This window comes from Streptomyces sp. NPDC058872 (assembly GCF_042743065.1).
Classification (GTDB): domain Bacteria; phylum Actinomycetota; class Actinomycetes; order Streptomycetales; family Streptomycetaceae; genus Streptomyces.
The window spans coordinates 4,916-21,066 of record NZ_JBHYMK010000046.1; the positions used below are offsets into that span (position 1 = coordinate 4,916).

The 16,151-nt window shown below is 73.2% G+C and carries 12 protein-coding genes; 1 reads left to right on the forward strand and 11 read right to left on the reverse strand.

Going from position 1 to position 16,151, the window contains the following annotated elements:
* Positions 1 to 57: 57 nt before the first annotated feature.
* The 4 genes from ACFW22_RS25610 to ACFW22_RS25625 all read right to left on the reverse strand — a co-directional run bounded on the left by ACFW22_RS25610 (position 58) and on the right by ACFW22_RS25625 (position 3,632).
* Positions 58 to 381 carry a hypothetical protein gene (locus ACFW22_RS25610; protein ID WP_386408755.1) on the reverse strand — a complete coding sequence of 108 codons (324 nt, stop codon included), beginning with the start codon at positions 379 to 381 and terminating at the stop codon, positions 58 to 60.
* On the reverse strand, positions 378 to 749 hold the full coding sequence (locus tag ACFW22_RS25615) for a WhiB family transcriptional regulator (RefSeq protein WP_386408757.1): 372 nt from the start codon (positions 747 to 749) through the stop codon (positions 378 to 380). The genes ACFW22_RS25610 and ACFW22_RS25615 overlap by 4 nt, the downstream gene beginning before the upstream one ends.
* Before the next feature lie 173 nt (positions 750 to 922).
* A complete protein-coding gene (locus ACFW22_RS25620) occupies positions 923 to 1,279 on the reverse strand; it encodes a hypothetical protein (protein WP_386408759.1) in 357 nt (118 codons plus the stop codon).
* A gap of 172 nt (positions 1,280 to 1,451) precedes the next feature.
* The gene (locus ACFW22_RS25625; protein WP_386408761.1) at positions 1,452 to 3,632 is read right to left on the reverse strand and encodes an ATP-dependent DNA helicase UvrD2; all 2,181 of its coding nucleotides are present in this window, start codon (positions 3,630 to 3,632) and stop codon (positions 1,452 to 1,454) included.
* A gap of 146 nt (positions 3,633 to 3,778) precedes the next feature.
* On the opposite strand from ACFW22_RS25625, the gene ACFW22_RS25630 reads away from it, so the two are divergent.
* The gene (locus tag ACFW22_RS25630; RefSeq protein ID WP_384875067.1) at positions 3,779 to 4,036 is read left to right on the forward strand and encodes a mycoredoxin; all 258 of its coding nucleotides are present in this window, start codon (positions 3,779 to 3,781) and stop codon (positions 4,034 to 4,036) included.
* Positions 4,037 to 4,254: 218 nt separating this feature from the next.
* On the opposite strand, the gene nudC is transcribed toward ACFW22_RS25630, so the two are convergent.
* The 7 genes from nudC to ACFW22_RS25665 form a co-directional block, all read right to left on the reverse strand.
* A complete protein-coding gene (gene nudC / locus ACFW22_RS25635; protein WP_386408763.1) occupies positions 4,255 to 5,202 on the reverse strand; it encodes an NAD(+) diphosphatase in 948 nt (315 codons plus the stop codon).
* Positions 5,203 to 5,237: 35 nt separating this feature from the next.
* Positions 5,238 to 6,647: a dipeptidase gene (locus ACFW22_RS25640; RefSeq protein ID WP_386408765.1), complete on the reverse strand. Its 1,410-nt coding sequence runs from the start codon at positions 6,645 to 6,647 to the stop codon at positions 5,238 to 5,240.
* A gap of 9 nt (positions 6,648 to 6,656) precedes the next feature.
* Complete coding sequence (locus ACFW22_RS25645; RefSeq protein ID WP_386408767.1) at positions 6,657 to 10,208, reverse strand: ATP-dependent helicase; 3,552 nt, start codon at positions 10,206 to 10,208, stop codon at positions 6,657 to 6,659.
* A gap of 60 nt (positions 10,209 to 10,268) precedes the next feature.
* Positions 10,269 to 11,096 (reverse strand): hypothetical protein, encoded by an 828-nt coding sequence (locus ACFW22_RS25650; protein WP_386408769.1) that lies wholly within the window; start codon positions 11,094 to 11,096, stop codon positions 10,269 to 10,271.
* Between the two features lie 95 nt (positions 11,097 to 11,191).
* Positions 11,192 to 11,959, reverse strand: coding sequence for a hypothetical protein (locus tag ACFW22_RS25655; RefSeq protein WP_386408771.1), 768 nt, complete (start codon positions 11,957 to 11,959; stop codon positions 11,192 to 11,194).
* A gap of 152 nt (positions 11,960 to 12,111) precedes the next feature.
* Positions 12,112 to 15,492: an ATP-dependent helicase gene (locus ACFW22_RS25660; protein WP_386408773.1), complete on the reverse strand. Its 3,381-nt coding sequence runs from the start codon at positions 15,490 to 15,492 to the stop codon at positions 12,112 to 12,114.
* A gap of 203 nt (positions 15,493 to 15,695) precedes the next feature.
* On the reverse strand, positions 15,696 to 16,061 hold the full coding sequence (locus tag ACFW22_RS25665; RefSeq protein WP_386408775.1) for an MGMT family protein: 366 nt from the start codon (positions 16,059 to 16,061) through the stop codon (positions 15,696 to 15,698).
* Positions 16,062 to 16,151 lie beyond the last annotated feature (90 nt).

A 16,151-nucleotide genomic window follows, 5' to 3' on the forward strand; every position in this document is an offset into this window, starting at 1 on the left:
CGCTCCGCGGGGGCCCGGGCGGTTGGTCCCGCCCCCGCCGCGGCATCACGACGATGCTCAGTGCATGACGGCCATGGCGAGCGCGCGGCGGGCGCGCAGCGAGACGCGCTCGGCACGCCGCTGCATGCGCCGGGCGGCGACCAGGCGCACGGCCTGGCGTTCCGCTTCGGCCTCGCGATGGCGCTCGTGCATATGGGCACGGGCCAGGGCTTCTGGGATGAGTTGCATTTCACGGGTCCTGTTCTGACGCGCGAGGTGCGCGATGGAGGAGGGGAAGACTGGGGTAGCGGAGCCTGCGGGCTCACTGGTGGAAGAGGTCATCGGGGCCTGCTTCTGGGGATCGTGCGTGAGGGGGCGGTCAATGGTTCCGAGGGCGTTCATGCCGCAACCGGGTTCTTGCGCGGACGACCACGGGGCCGCTTGCGGGCAACGACCACGCCCTGGACGAAGAGCTCTCCGCCCCAGACGCCCCAGGGCTCGCGCCGCTCCTGGGCACCGGCCAGACAGGCGGCCATGAGCGGGCAGGTCCGACAGAGGGACTTCGCGTACTCGACGTCGGCCGGGGACTCCGCGAAGAAGACCTCGGGGTCGTAGGCGCGACAGGGGACGGGGACGCCGAGGTTCTCGATGGCGTCGTCGAGCGCGGTGAGCGCAGTGAGGGGGGTCAAAGCGGGGTCCTCCGTGGAGCGGCCGGGCAGGGGGATCGATTCGGAAGGCGGTACGGACGGGGCGTGCGCTTCGAGTTGCACGGTGGTGTTTCCTCGTCTGGTCGTTCCGGCCTGTTGGCCGGGGTGGCGGCTGGTACCGGGTGGTGTCTTTCCCGAGGCTCCTTCGTGGCGTCGTCCCCGTTCGGGGACAAACAGAAGGGCCGCGGATCCCGGGTGGGGTTCCGCGGCCCTGAAGGCGCCGGTCTGATCCTGGATCAGACTGGATCACTCCAGGGTTCGAGCCCACGGAAGGCCCACATCGTGTGGTCGTGCATCGTCGTCAGCAGCTGGGTTCCGGCACCGGTCGCCGCAAAGTCATAGGCCTTGGCCTTGCTTGCTGCTCCTGCTTCCAGTGCCTTGGTCGGTCGCTCATTGCGCCGGGCCACGGCGGCCGTGCCGAGACCGGAGAGACCGGTGACGGGAAGGCCGGCGACGGGCAGACCGGTACCAATGAACGCCGAGGCGGAGAGGCCGAGCGAACAGGCGGAGACGACCGAGCGATCGGTCATTTTGGCCGTGCTGACGAAGCTGACGGTGCTGGTGCTGCTGGTCTGGTTGGTGTAGCTGATCACTGGAATCGCCTCCTCTCGGCGTCTCGGAGGGCTCGGGTGCGAGCCGGACCCTCATGTTTATTTGGACAAGTACAACACGAAGACGGGGCTTCGAAGAAGCCTCCGTTTCCGTGGTTAAGAACCTATGGGGCTTGACGGGGCGGGCGCAAACTATTTTTCCGACGATTTTTTCTCACCTCTCGCCCTCCCCCTCACCACCACTCCCACCTGCACAGATGGCCAGGACCTCGACACCGAAGCGGTTCAGCTTGCGCACGCCGACGCCGGCGATCGAGGAGAGCTCCCCGTCAGTGGTGGGAACCCGCTCGGCGATCGCCATGAGGGTCTTGTCGGTGAACACGCAGTACGGGGGCTGGCCGAGTTCCCTGGCCTGCTCGGAGCGCCAGTCGCGAAGGCGCTCGTACAGGGCCTCGTCCATGTCCGAAGGGCAGTCCTCGCAGCGCATCAGCTTCATCGCGCCCGCCTGGGTGAGGGTCACGCCGCAGACCCGACAGAGAACGGGACCGCGCGGCCTGCGCCGGACGGGGCCGGAGCCCCGCTCGACGGAACCGGAGCGGGTCCCGAAGGCGCCGGCGCCGAGCGTGCCGGAGCCGGGCCTCAGCCCCTTGAGGAAGCGGCTGGGGCCCCGGTTGGCCCGGCCGCCCGGGGAGCGGGAGAGCGCCCAGGAGAGCGTCAGGTGGACCCGGGCTCGGGTGACGCCCACGTACAGCAGGCGCCGCTCCTCCTCGACCTGCTCGTCGGTCTTGGCGTACGCGATCGGCAGCATGCCTTCGGTGAGGCCGACCAGGAAGACCGCGTCCCATTCGAGGCCCTTGGCCGCGTGCAACGAGGCGAGGGTGACGCCCTGGACGGTCGGGGCGTGCTGCGCGGCGGCCCGTTCGTCGAGCTCGGCCACCAGGTCGGAGAGGCCGGCCGCGGGCTTGGCGCGGGCGAAGTCCTCGGCCAGGCGGACGAGCGCGGCGAGCGATTCCCAACGGTCCCGGACCGCTCCCGAGCCGGCGGGCGGCGTGGTGGTCCAGCCCTTGGTGGAGAGGACGGCCCTGACTTGCGCGGGCAGGTCCTCGGCGTCGTCGAGGAGGCGGTCGTTGCCCCCGGCGCGCGCCGCTCCGCGCAGGGCGATACCCGCCTCCCGCACCTCCTGGCGCTCGAAGAAGCGCTCGGCGCCGCGGAGCTGGTAGGGCACGCCGGCGTCGGCGAGGGCCTGCTCGTAGACCTCGGACTGGGCGTTGATCCGGTAGAGGACGGCGATCTCTCCGGCCGGGACGCCGGCGGCGATGAGGTCGCGGATGCGCCGGGCGGTGCCCTCGGCCTCGGAGGGCTCGTCGGCGTACTCCGTGTAGACCGGCTCGGGGCCCGGGTCGCGTTGGGAGACCAGCTCCAGGCGGTGTTCGGCGGCCCGACCACGGGCCTGGCTGAGCAGCCCGTTGGCCAGGTGGACGACCTGCGGGGTGGAACGGTAGTCGCGCACCAGCTTGACGACCGTGGCGTCCGGATGGCGGGTGCGGAAGTTCAGCAGGTGGTCGGGGGTGGCGCCGGTGAAGGAGTAGATGGTCTGACTGGCGTCGCCGACCACGCAGAGGTTGTCGCGGTCGCCCAGCCACAGGTCGAGCAGCCGCTGCTGGAGCGGGGAGACGTCCTGGTACTCGTCGACCACGAAGTGTTGGTACTGGCGCCGGATCTGGTCGGCGATGTCGTGCCGGTCCTGGAGGATGCCGACCGTGAGCAGCAGCACGTCCTCGAAGTCGATCACCGAGCGGTCGCGCTTCAGCTGCTCGTACATCGCATAGATCTGGCCAATCTCTGCAGGGTCACGCGGAGCTTCCCTGACCGACTTGGCCACGGCGGCCGGGTAGTCGGCGGGGACGGTCTGGGTGACCTTGGCCCACTCGATTTCACCGGTCACATCCCTGAGCTCATTGCGATCGAGCCGAATCCGACAGCGGGCTCCGGCATCGGCGACCAACTGGATCTTCCGGTCCAGAAGCCGGGGCAGCTCACCACCGACTGCTTTCGGCCAGAAGAATTGGAGCTGGCGGAGGGCCGCGGCATGGAACGTGCGGGCCTGGACGCCCCCCGCACCGAGTTGTCGGAGCCGTCCGCGCATCTCGCCCGCGGCACGGTTGGTGAAGGTGACGGCCAACACGCTGGCGGGTTGGAGGACGCCCGCCCGCACTCCGTATGCGATGCGGTGGGTGAGGGCCCGCGTCTTGCCCGTGCCGGCTCCCGCGAGGACACACACCGGCCCGCTCAGGGCGAGGGCGACCTCACGCTGCTCGGGGTCGAGCCCGTCGAGCACCGCGTCGGCCGTCTCCGGGACCCGTGGGAAGAGAGTGGAGTGCGTTGCTGCTGTCACCCCGCCATGCTGCCAGGTCGGCGCGGCAGGTGCGGCGGCTCGTCCACAGGCGGGAGACGCCGGTCATACCGGCGTCGGGAATGGTGCGGAGGGAGCGTACGTTCTTCTCCTCGGCACCCGTCCGCGAACAAGAGGAGCACCTGGTCATGCAGGGCACTGTGACGATGTACAGCACCACGTGGTGCGGCTACTGCCGTCGACTGAAGAGTCAGATGGACCGCGAGGGCATCGCGTACACGGAGATCAACATCGAACAGGACCCCGACTCGGCGGCGTTCGTCGAGAAGGCCAACGGCGGGAACCAGACGGTGCCCACCGTCCAGGTGTTCCCCACCGGCGGCGGCTCCGAGGTCGTCATGACCAACCCGAGCCTGGCCCAGGTGAAGCAGGCGCTCGGCGTCTGAGCCCGTCGTTCCGCGGAGCCCCCGATCGGTCCGGCCGATCGGGGGCTCCGCGCGTTCCGGCCGGCGAACGGGGTCGGGGCCTCTCCGACCTGGTGGCCGCGCGCCCGCCGGGACTGCGCGCGGAGACCGCCCGGGCGCCGAGGTCTCCCCCGCCGCCCCGGGACCGCCCGTGTCCCGGTGCGCCCCGTCCCACGGCCCCGGTCGGGGAAGCCCGTGGCTCAGATCACGTCGCCCGGTCTCGGAAGGGGCTTGCCGTACCAGCGCTCGATCAGCCGGGAGGCGATCGAGATGCCGTACGGCGGCAGGACCTCGCCGGACTCGAAGGCCGCGGCCAGCTCCTCGCGGGAGAACCAACGGGCCTCGTGGATCTCCTCGCCGTCCACGTCGATCTCCGAGGAGGTGGCGCGGGCGAAGAAGCCCAGCATCAGGCTGGAGGGGAACGGCCAGGGCTGACTGGCGATGTACTCGACCTCGCCGACCGTGACGCCGGCCTCCTCGAAGACCTCACGGACCACCGACGCCTCGATGGACTCCCCCGGCTCGACGAAGCCGGCCAGCGTCGAGAAGCGCCCCTCCGGCCAGTGCACCTGGCGGCCCAGCAACGCCCGGTCCTGGTCGTCCGTGACCAACATGATCACGGCCGGGTCGGTGCGCGGGTAGTGCTCGGCACCGCACGCCTGGCAGCGGCGGATGTGGCCGGCCGCCGCGACGACCGTGCGCTCTCCGCAGCGCGAGCAGAAGCGGTGGAGGCGCTGCCAGTTCTCCAGGGCGACCGCGTGGACCATGAGGCCCGCGTCGCGGTCGGAGAGCAGCAGGCCCGCCTCGCGCAGCCCCGCGGGCCGGGCCGACTGGTCCATGCGGCCGGGCAGGGAGTCCTTCTGGAGCGCGAAGTAGGAGACGCCGTCGGCGTCCGTGCCCAGGAAGTAACGGTGGGTCTCGGTGACCGGGGCTTCGAACGCCGGGGTCATGACCAGCTCGGTGGTGCCGTCCGGCCGGTCGTCGATCAGCACCTGCCCCCCGGAGACCACGAAGACCCGGGTCGTCGGGTGACTCCAGGCAGCGGCCAGCCACGCCTCGTCCAGGCGGTGGTGGGCGGCGCGGTCGATGCCGCTCGGGGCGGTGAGCGAGATCGGGCGGTCCGCCGGCGCGTTCTTCAAGGTGCTCACAGGTGCTTCCAACTCCCCCGGATCGGTGTGTGGGTTCAGCGCGCGTCGGTGTGGAGGGCGGCGGGCAGGTCGCCCCACAGGTGTGCGGTCGTCTCGACGCCCTTCATGAGCAGATCGAGTTCGATCTTCTCGTTGGGGGCGTGCCAGCCGTCGGACGGGACGGAGATGCCGAGGAACAGGACGGGCGCCCGGAGCACGTCCTGGAGGTCGGCGGCGGGTCCGGAGCCGCCCTCGCGGGTGTAGCGGACCTTGGCCCCGTCGAAGGCCCGGCTCATGGCCCCGGCCACCGCCTTGAGGGCGGGGTGGTCGAGGGGGGTGAGGCAGGGGCGGGTCGGGGCGCCGAAGACGACCTCGTGGCGGATGCCGGCCGGGACGAGCGCGGCCAGCCAGTGCCGCACGGCAAGCTCGATCTTGTCCGGATCCTGCCCCGCGACGAGCCGGAACGAGAGCTTGATCCGGGCCGAGGCGGGGACGATCGTCTTGCCCCCGGGCCCCTGGTAACCGCCGCCGATGCCGTTGACCTCTGCGGTGGGCCGGGCCCAGACCCGCTCCAGGGTGGAGAAGCCGGCCTCGCCGAGGGTGCCGTGGGACTTGGCCGTGCGCAGCCAGGACGCCTCGTCGAAGGGCAGCTCGGCGACGAGGGCCCGCTCGTCGTCGGTGAGTTCCGTCACGCCGTCGTAGAAACCGGGGATCGCCACGTGCTCGTGCTCGTCGTGGAGGGCGGCGACGATCCGGCCGGCGACGGTGGCCGGGTTCGGCACGGCGCCGCCGAAGGAGCCGGAGTGGATGTCCTGGTCGGGGCCGTACAGCTCGATCTCGCAGTCGGCGACCCCGCGCATGCCGGTGCAGACGGTCGGGGTGGTCTCGGACCACATGCCGGTGTCGGAGACGAGGACGACATCGGCCGCGAGGCGCGCCGCGTGGGCCTCGACCAGGGTGCGGAAGTGCGGGGAGCCGGACTCCTCCTCGCCCTCGACGATCAGCTTGAGGTTCACGGCGGGCGCGGTGCGGCCGGTCGCGGCGAGGTGGGCACGGACGCCGAGGGTGTGGAAGAACACCTGCCCCTTGTCGTCCGCGGCACCGCGCGCGTACATCCGGCCGTCGACCACGGTCGGCTCGAACGGGTCCGTGTGCCAGCCGTCCTCACGGGCCGCGGGCTGGACGTCGTGGTGCCCGTAGACGAGGACGGTCGGGGCGTCCGGGTCCTCCGCCGGCCACTCGGCGAAGACCGCGGGGGCGCCGTCGGTCTCCCAGACCTCGACGGTGGTGAAACCGGTCTCCGTGAGCTTGGCGGCGAGCCAGTCGGCACTGCGCCGTACGTCCCCGGCCCGGTCCGGCTGCGCCGACACGGAGGGGATGCGCAGCCATTCGGCCAGGTCGTCGAGGAAGGCGGCACGGTGCTGCTCTATGTACGTGCGGACGGCGCTGTCCAGGGTCTCGCTCATGCCCCGAGCCTATCCGGCGTCCGGGGGTGCCCCGCCCAGGAGGAGGGCCTCCAGCTCGGCACGGCCGGGCAGGCGGGCGGGGCGGGCGACCTCACCCGTTCGGACGTACACGAAGGCGGCGGTCACGTCCTCCGGTGCGAGACCGTGTTGCTCGGCCCAGGCGAGCCGGTAGATCGCCAGCTGGAGGGGGTCCGCGCTGCGGTCCCGACTGGTCTTCCAGTCGACGATCTCGTACGCCCCGGAGTCCGGGTCCCGGTAGACGGCGTCGATCCGGCCCCGGACGACCCGACCCGCGAGGGAGAGGTGGACGGGGACCTCGACGCGGTACGGGGTGCGGTGGGCGTACGGGGTCCGGGCGAAGGCCTCCTTCAGCTCGTCGAGGTCCCGCTCGTCGAGGATCTCCGGCTCGCCCGCGAAGTCCTCGCCGCCCGGCAGCTCGTCCGGGCCGAGGAACGGCAGCGGGAGCTCGTCGAAGCGGGACTCCACCCACGCGTGGAAGCGGGTGCCCCGACGGGCCGCGGGCTGGGGCGGCTTCGGCATGGGGCGGGCCAGCTCCCGGGCGAAGCCGTCGGGGTCGGCCGCGAGCCGCAGCACCTGCGAGGCGGAGAGGTACGCGGGCAGCAGGACGTCCCGGGTGGTCGCACGGGTGCGGCGGAGCTCGGTGGTGAGGGCGGCGAGGTCGCGGTCCCAGGAGGCGACGGTCCTGGCCTCCTCGGGGCTGAGGAGTGCCTCCGCGCGGGGGGCCGGGACCGCGTCCGCGGGAGCGTCGACGGGGGTGGGGGCCGCATCCGCAGGGGCGCCCGGGGAGGCGTGGACCGCATCGGCGGAGGCGGGGGGCGCCGGCTCCGCGCGGGGGGCCGGGACCGCGTCCGCGTGGGTGTCTTCGGGGAGGGCCTCCTCGTCCCAGGAGGGTTCCTCCCCGTCCCAGGAGGGTTCCTCCCCGCTCCCGTCGAACCAGAGGTCCTCGGGGGCGGGGTCCGGGTGGTCGTCCGTCCGCTCCGGAAGGGCGGGGCCGTCCGTGCTCGGACTCCCGTCCCGGGATGCGCCCGGGTGCGGGACGGCCTCGGCCATCCGCTGGCGGACGAGGTCGGCCGCCGCCCTGCGGTGCCGGTACGACCGGGGGTCCAGCGGGAGCGGCCAGGCCCGGTCCCGCTCTCCCTCTTCGAGGGCCGGGTTCTCCGCGCCCGGTTCGGGTTCGGGGGCCCAGGCCTCGATGTCGCCGTGGCCGGCCGCGCAGTGGTCGTGGAGGGCGTGGAGGAAGTCGGAGGGACCCCGGGGCTTCTTCTGCGCCGGGCCCCACCAGTGGGCGGAGCCGAGCAACAGGGAACGGGGACGGGTGAAGGTGACGTAGCCGAGGCGGAGCTCCTCGGTGTGCTGGTGGTCCCGCATCTCGTTCTTGAAGGCCGTGAGGGACTTGGCGTCCCAGGTGTCGATCTCCGGCAGGGTGGTCGCGTCGCCGCGCAGGGAGTGCGGGAGCACCTGCGGCTGCGAGGTCCAGGACTCGCGGGCCCGGGTGCTGGGGAACTGGCCGGCCACCAGGCCGGGGACCGCGACGACGTCCCATTCGAGGCCCTTGGACTTGTGGGCGGTGAGGACCTTGACGGTGTTCTCGCCGCCCGGCAGGGCGTTGTCGAGGCCCTTCTCGAACTGGACGGCCGTGCGCAGGAAGCCGAGGAAGGCCAGCAGGCTGGCCTCGCCGTCGAGGGAGGCGAATCCGGCGGCGATGTCGAGGAAGTGGCCGAGGGTCTCGCGGCGGCGGGCCGCCAGTGCATGGGGGGAGGCGGAGAGTTCGACCTCCAGGCCGGTGGTGGAGAGGACGCGGTGCAGGACGTCCATGAGGGGGTCGGCGAGCGAGGTGCGCAGGGCGCGCAGCTCGGCGGCGAGGCGCGCGAAGCGGACCCGGGCCTCCGTGGAGAAGGGCAGGCCGTCGTCCGGAGCGCCGCCGGAGTCGAGGAAGGTGTCGAGCGCGTCGGCGAGGGAGACGACCTCGGCCGGGTCGACGCCCTCGACGGCGGCGGCGAGCCGCTGCTCGGGGTCCGGCTCCTCCCCCGCCCGGTGGACGAGGAGGCGGGCACGGCGGCCGAGGAGGGCGAGGTCGCGGGGGCCGATGCGCCAGCGGGGGCCGGCGAGGAGCCGGACCAGCGACGCGTTGGCCCCCGGGTCCTGGAGGACCTCGCAGACGGACACCAGGTCGGCGATCTCAGGCAGGTGGAGGAGGCCGGACAGGCCGACGACTTCGACGGGGACGTCCCGGGCGACCAGAGCGGCGTGGAGGGCGGGGAAGTCGGTGGCGGTACGGCACAGGACGGCGATCTCGCCGGGCTCGCGACCGGTTCGCACGAGGTGGGCGAGGGAGTCGGCGAGCCAGTCGATCTCCTCGGCGTGGGTGGGGAGGAGCGCGATCCGCACGGTGCCGTCGCGCTCGGCGCCGGGCGCGGGCCGCAGCGCCTCCACGCCCGTGTGCAGGGCGCGCAGGGGGGCGGCCAGTCCGTTGGCGAGGTCGAGGAGGCGTCCGCCGCTGCGCCGGTTCTCGGAGAGGGAGTAGCGGCTCGCCGGGGTCCCGTCCTGGTGCGGGAAGTGCTCCGGGAAGTCGTCCAGGTTGGCCACGGAGGCACCGCGCCAGCCGTAGATGGCCTGGCAGGGGTCGCCGACGGCGGTCACGGCGTGGCCGGTGCTGCGGCCGGACGGGCCCCCGCCGAAGAGGCCGGAGAGCAGCAGCCGCTGGGCGACGGAGGTGTCCTGGTACTCGTCGAGGAGGACGACCTTGAACTCGGCGCGGAGGAGGGCACCGACCTCGGGCCGGGTGGTGGCGAGCTCGGCGGAGCGGGCGATCTGGTCGCCGAAGTCGAGCAGGTCGCGGGAGCGCTTGGCGGCCCGGTAGCGGACGACCAGGTCGAGCAGCTCGCGGCGGGCGGCGGCGGCCTCCGGGACCTTGCGCAGTTCGGCGTTGCTGAGCCGGACGTCGGCGAGGGCGGCGAGGAGCCGGGAGTCGTGCGCGTCGAGCCGCTCGGGGGGCACGAGGTGCTCGGCGAGCTCGGCGTCGAGGGCGAGCAGGTCGGTGATCAGGGTCGGGAAGGAGCGGGTGAGCGCCGGGTACGGGCCGGGGGACTCCCGGAGCACCCGTGCGGCCAGCTGGTAGCGGGTGGCGTCGGCGAGCAGCCGGGTGCTGGGTTCGAGGCCGATGCGCAAGCCGTGGTCGGTGAGGAGCTGTCCGGCGAAGGCGTGGTAGGTGGAGATCCGGGGCTCGCCGGGCGGGTCGTCGGGGTCGAGGGGGTCCGGGTCGGTGACGCCGGCGCGGACGAGGGCGGTGCGGACGCGCTCGGCGAGTTCGCCGGCCGCCTTGTTGGTGAAGGTGAGGCCGAGGACCTGCTCGGGGGCCACCTGCCCCGTACCGACCAGCCAGACCACCCGGGCGGCCATCACCGTGGTCTTGCCGGATCCCGCCCCGGCCACGACGACCTGCGGGGCGAGCGGCGCGGTGATGCAGGCCGTCTGCTCCGGGGTGAAGGGAATGCCGAGGAGCTCCTTGAGCTGCTCGGGGTCGGTGATGCGTGCGGTCACCCGGAAGAGGCTAGCGGGGTCGACCGACACTCCGGCCCCGTGCGGTCCCGGGGCACCGCTTCACGCGGCCGTGCCCGGGGCCAGCTTCGAGAGGTCCACGGTCTCGTCGGCCGGTGGGGCGCTCACCTCGACGGGTTCGTCGTAGTCGGAGAGCAGCACGGTTCCGGGTTCGTCGCCGCCCTCCCTGACCATCTTCAGGACGTACGGCTCGCCCTGCTGGGCGACGGACACGGTGGTCGTCTCACCGTCGGTCTTCTTCTTCACCAGGGTCGCGACGGGCGTCCCCGCGACCTCGCCGTCCGGGCCGCGGGTCAGTCCCCGGCGTTCCGCCCCGTCCCCGTCGAGGTCGGCGAGCAGTGCCTTGAGGTCGCAGATGCTGCCGAGGTCCTCGCTGCCGGCCTGCCCGGGCGCGATCTTCAGCCAGCGTCCCTTGATCAGTTCGAGGGTGGCCGTGATCTGTGCCTCCGGCAGCCCCTGCGAGGTCATGGAGGCCCGCCAGAAGGCCTCGTCGCCCTTCAGGTAGGTGACGCGGTCCACCCGGCGCAGCTCGGCGGTGCCGTCCTCGACCTTCATCAGACCGGTGCACTCCCCGCTGTCGTCGACGGCGAAGTCGACGGCGAGGGGCTGCCCGTCACTGACGATCCGGCCGGTGATGCGGAGGGAGGCGGCCGACCGGGTGGCGGTGACGGCCCGGTCGGCGATCTGGTCGGCGGTGAGGTCCTCGAAGGGGTCGGGGGACGGCGCGGGGGCGGGTGCCACGACGCCGGACGACACGGGGGTCGGAGCGGCGGTCGCCGCCCGGGCCGTCATCGGCACGGGCCCCGCGACGACGACGGCCGCGCAGACGACGGCCGCCGCGCGGAGCTTGTGGTGGGACTGGGACGTCATTGCGGGCCTCCTCGCCGATGCCCCCGGCGGTCCCACCAGCGTCGCTCCCCGCGCGCGCACCCGCTACTCCTGCGCTTCGGGACCGGTCCGGTGGGTCAGGACATGCCCTTCATGAGCTCCTCCAGGTCCACGACCTGGTCGGCCGGCGGGGCGGAGACGGTGACCGGCTTGTCGAAGTCGCTCAGGTCGATCGTGCCCGGCTCGTCGCCACCGGTCGTCACGACGCGGAGGATGTACGGCTTGGCGGAGTCCTTGGCCACGTAGAAGGTGGTGCTCTCGCCCTTGTCCTTCTTGCTGAGCACGACGGCCGGGGTGCCGTTGACGTCGGCGTCGGCGTCGCGGGTCAGTCCCTTGCGCGGCGTGTCCTTGTCCATGTCCGTGATGATCTTCTTCAGGTCGCAGAACGCGGCGGGGTCGTCCTCCCCCGCACCGCCCTCGTCCGTCATCTTCATCCAACGGCCGTTGAGCAGAGCGGCGATGCCGGCGCCCTCCTCGTCCGAGGACTCGTCCCCGCCGTCGTTCGACTTCCAGAAGGCGTCGTCGGCCTTCATGTAGCTGGCGCCGCCGGTGCCGACGATGTCGGCCTTGCCGCCCCCGGGGGACTGCATCGAGCCCTTGCAGTTGCCCTTGTCGTCGACGGCGAAGTCGATGCTCATCTCCTGGCCGTCGGTCTTGCCCTTGCCGCTCATGTGCAGGGCGGTGGACGCCTTGGTGGTCTCGACCGCCTTGTCGGCGATGGCGTCGGCGGTGAGCCCCGCGAAGGGGTCGGTGGCCTTGTCGCCGCCCTGGGAACAGCCCGTGGCGCCGGCGACCACCGCCGCACAGACCGTCACCGCTGCCCAGAGCTTCTTGTTGGCCCTCATGCGTGCACTCCTCACGGCCGCCCATCCGGACGGTTCTCACAGCTTCTCTTCACGACGCCTTTATCCGGTGTCGTGAAGAGATTGACGAGCGAGCCGAAACAAAGGATGCACGCCGGTAAACGTGACCCTCGCCACACTTCCCGGACGGGTGTTCAGTCGACGACCTGGCGGCCTTCCGGCCGGGCGCTGCACGCGGCCCGGAAGGCGCAGGTCGTGCAGTGCTGGCCGGTGTTCGGGGTGAAGCGCTCGTCGAGGACCCGGCCCGCGGCGGTGGCGAGCAGCTCGCCGACCCACTCCCCCGTCAGGGGCTCCTGGGCCTGCACCTTCGGCAGGGCGTCGCCGCCCTCCTTCTTCGGGGCGGCCTGTCTCAGCTGTACGAGCTCGGCGCCGCCGGGCTCCGGACGGTCGCCGCCGAAGACCCCGTCGAGGGCGCCCTCCCGCACCGCGAGCTGGTAGACGGCGAGCTGCGGGTGGTGGGCGACCTCGTCCCGGGTCGGCGCCGACTTGCCGGTCTTGAAGTCGACGACGTACGCACGCCCCTGCTCGTCGGTCTCGACGCGGTCCATGGAGCCGCGGATGCGGACCTCGTACTCCCCTGCCTCCAGGGTCACGTCGAAGTCGTGCTCGGAGGCGGCGGGGGTGCGACCGCCGCGGTCCGTGACGTGCCAGTGCAGGAAGCGTTCGAGCGCCACGCGCGCGTGCTGCTTCTCCTGCGTCGACTTCCAGGGCGCGTCGAAGGCGAGCGCGTCCCAGACGGAGTCCAGTCGGGCCATCAGGACGTCGAGGTCGGCGGGGGTCCGCCCGGAGGCCACCTCGTCGGCGAGGACGTGGACGACGTTGCCGAAGCCCTGGGCGGCGGTGGCCGGGGCCGCGGCCTTGACCTCGCGACCCAGGAACCACTGGAGCGAGCAGGTGCTGACCAGGTTGTCCAGGGAGCTCGGGGACAGCGCCACGGGCCGGTCGCGCTCGCGCAGCGGCGCCGTGCTGTGCGTCGGCTCGGCCAGGCCCCACCAGCGGTCCGGGTGCGCGGCAGGCACCAGCGGCTGCCCCTCGTCGTCGCCGAGCAGGGCGAGCCGGGCGAGCCGGTCGGCGGCGGCCTCCCGCAGTGCCGGGGAGGCGTCCGGGTCGACGGTGGTGGCACGGAGCTCGGCGACCAGGGCGGAGACGGCGAGGGGGCGGCGGGGACGGCCGGGAACGTCCTTGGGCTCGGCGCCGAGCTCGGTCAGGAAGCGGGACGGTTGGTCCCCGTCCTCGGCGGCGGCCTTCACCGCGGTGACGACGAGACGGTCGCGGGCGCGGGTGGCGGCGACGTAGAAGAGCCTGCGCTCTTCTGCGAGGAGCGCACCGGGGTTGAGGGGTTCGGCGAGGCCGTCGCGGCCGATGCGGTCGGCTTCGAGGAGCGAGCCGCGGCGGCGCAGGTCCGGCCAGAGGCCCTCCTGGACGGCGGCGACGACGACGAAGCCCCACTCCAGGCCCTTGGAGCGGTGGGCGGTCATCAGGCGGACGGCATCGGGGCGGGCGTGCCGGCGGGTCAGGGTGTCGGCGGCGATGTCCTGGGCGTCGAGCTCTTCGAGGAAGTTGAGGACGCCCCGGCCGCCGACCCGTTCCTCGGCGCGGGCCGCGGTCTCGAAGAGGGCGCACACGGCGTCGAGGTCGCGGTCGGCATTGCGTCCGGCGGGGCCGCCGCGGAGGGCGGCGCGCTCCAGTCGCCCGGGCCAGGGGGTGCCCTTCCAGAGCAGCCACAGGGCCTCTTCGGCGGTGCCTCCGGCGGCGAGCAGCGCACGGGCTTCCCTCAGCAGGTCGCCGAGGCGCTGTGCGCCGCGGGCGTAGGCGGGGTCGTGCGCGACGAGACGCTCGGGCTCGGCGAGGGCACGGGCGAGGAGGACGTCGGAGGGGGGCGGGACCTTGGTCCCGGCCGCCCGCTCCTCGTCCCGGAGGGCCCGACCGAGGCGGCGGAGGTCGGCGGGGTCCACTCCGGCGAGGGGGGAGGCGAGGAGTTCGAGCGCGGTCTCGACGGGGAGCCAGTCGGCGGGCCGGTCCGGTCGGACGTCGGCGGAACCCCGCTCCTCCCGCTCCTCCCGCTCGCCCCGCTCCTCCCGCTCCTCCCGCTCGCCCCGCTCGTCCTCGGCGGGGCGCGGGTCCACGGTCCCGGCGTCGTGGGACACCGCCCGGAGCGCCAGGAGGAGGGGGGCCACCGCCGGCTCCTGGCGGAGCGGGGTGTCCGCCGCGTCCGTCTCCACCGGGACGCCGGCCGAGGTGAGGGCGCGGCGGAGGGACGGCAGGGCGGAGGCGGCACGGGTGAGGACCGCCATGTCCTGCCAGGGGACGCCGTCCTCCAGGTGGGCGCGGCGCAACAGGTCGGCGATGTTCTCCGCCTCTGCCGAAGCGGTCGGGTAGGTGTACGCCTCGACCCGGCCGCCGTCCCGCACCGCCGTGAGCTCGCGGTGCGCGCGGACCCGGTCGGCGGGGAGCCGGGGCATCGGCATCCGCTGGGCGAGCCGGCGCGTGGCCCCGAGCAGGGCGGCCCCCGAGCGTCGGGAGCTGCGCAGGACCCGGATGTCCGCGCCTCCGAAGGCGGCGGGGAAGTCGAGGATGCCGTTCACGTCGGCGCCGCGGAAGGCGTAGATGGACTGATCGGGGTCGCCGAAGGCGACGACCGTGCCGCGTCCGCCGGCCGCGAGCGCGTGCAGGAGCCGGACCTGCGCCGGGTCGGTGTCCTGGTACTCGTCGACGTAGATCGCGTCGTAGGCGGGGAGCCGGGCGTCGGCCGCGATCGGCACGGCCCGGTGGACGAGCTCCGTGTAGTCGAGGACGCCCTGGAGGTCGAGGACGTCCAGGTATTCGGCGAGGAAGCCGGCCGCCGCCTTCCAGTCGGGACGGCCGACCCGGTCCGCGAAGCGGGCCAGTGCGTCCGGTCCGAGGCCCAGTTCGCGGGAGCGCGCGAGGACGGCACGCACTTCGTCGGCGAAGCCCCGGGTGGTGAGGCAGGCCCGCAGTTCGTCGGGCCAGCCGACGCGGCCGAGCCCCGCCTTCTCCAGGTCGATCTGGCCGGCGAGCAGTTCGCGGACGGCGAGGTCCTGCTCGGGTCCGGAGAGCAGCCGGAGCGGTTCGGCGAAGAGCTCGGCGTCCTGGTGGGCCCGGATTAGGGCGTAGCAGTAGGAGTGGAAGGTCGTCGCCTGTGGCGGGCGACGGCCCCCGAGCCGGGTGGCCATGCGGTCGCGGAGTTCGACGGCGGCCTTGCGGCTGAAGGTGAGGACGAGGAGCCGCTCGGGGTCGATGCCGCCCTCCATGCGGGCCGCGACCGCCTCGACCAGGGTCGTCGTCTTGCCGGTGCCGGGGCCGGCGAGGACGAGGAGGGGTCCGCCGGCGTGGTCAACCACCCGTCGCTGTACTGCGTCCAGCTGAGGGGGATCCAGCGGGGCCGGCGCGGTGTGCACCAGTCGGTACGCGCCCGGGGTCCGCTGCCGTCCCGGACCCGGGTACGGCGGAGCCTGATGTGGCGGCGTACGCCGGGTGGTGGAGGAGGAGCTCACGTGGATCGCCGGTCCTGGTGGGTGTGGTCGTGCGGGTGAGGCGGCCGTGTGTCGTGGCCGCCGCCTCGGGAGCCGGCCGGGGGGCCGCCGCGCGAGTCGCGGACGTCGACGTTACGCGAAGCGGGCCGTCGACGAGCCGTACTCGGGACCGCTTCCACCCCCGCGGTCCCGTCGTCCGGCCCGTGCCTCCCCGGTCGGAACGCTCAGGTGTGAGTTCCGTCCCAACGGGCCCGGCGCATGTCGATCCTCGGCAGGTGCCCCTCGGCCGTCGCGCCCGCGGTGCGCAGCGGGGTGCCCTCCGCGCGGTAGTGGTCGAGAGCCCGCAGCTCGTGGCCGGGCAGCAGGGTGCCGTCGGCGCGGACCACGCGCCACCAGGGGGCCGCCCCGCCGTACAGGGCCATCACCCGGCCGACTTGGCGCGGTCCGCCCTCCTCCAACCACTCCGCCACGTCGCCGTAGGTCATCACGCGGCCGGGCGGGATCCCGTCGGCGACGTCGAGCACCCGCTCCGCGTACTCGGGCAGTTCTCCGGTCTCCCCCACGGGTTCCTCCATACTCATCCGTCCCATCCTGCCTCACCCCACCGACATGGCCCTGATGCCTCCCCAGGGGGTCTCTTCGTGCCACCATCGTCCGGGCGGTGACTGGTGAGACGAGAT

Excerpts from the sequence above, each read along its gene's own strand:
- ACFW22_RS25665 (WP_386408775.1), bottom strand. The coding sequence starts at position 16,061 with ATGGGACGGATGAGTATGGAGGAACCCGTGGGGGAGACCGGAGAACTG.
- ACFW22_RS25640 (WP_386408765.1), bottom strand. The coding sequence starts at position 6,647 with ATGAGCGAGACCCTGGACAGCGCCGTCCGCACGTACATAGAGCAGCAC.
- ACFW22_RS25655 (WP_386408771.1), bottom strand. The coding sequence starts at position 11,959 with ATGAGGGCCAACAAGAAGCTCTGGGCAGCGGTGACGGTCTGTGCGGCG.
- ACFW22_RS25610 (WP_386408755.1), bottom strand. The coding sequence starts at position 381 with ATGAACGCCCTCGGAACCATTGACCGCCCCCTCACGCACGATCCCCAG.
- ACFW22_RS25650 (WP_386408769.1), bottom strand. The coding sequence starts at position 11,096 with ATGACGTCCCAGTCCCACCACAAGCTCCGCGCGGCGGCCGTCGTCTGC.
- ACFW22_RS25630 (WP_384875067.1), top strand. The coding sequence starts at position 3,779 with ATGCAGGGCACTGTGACGATGTACAGCACCACGTGGTGCGGCTACTGC.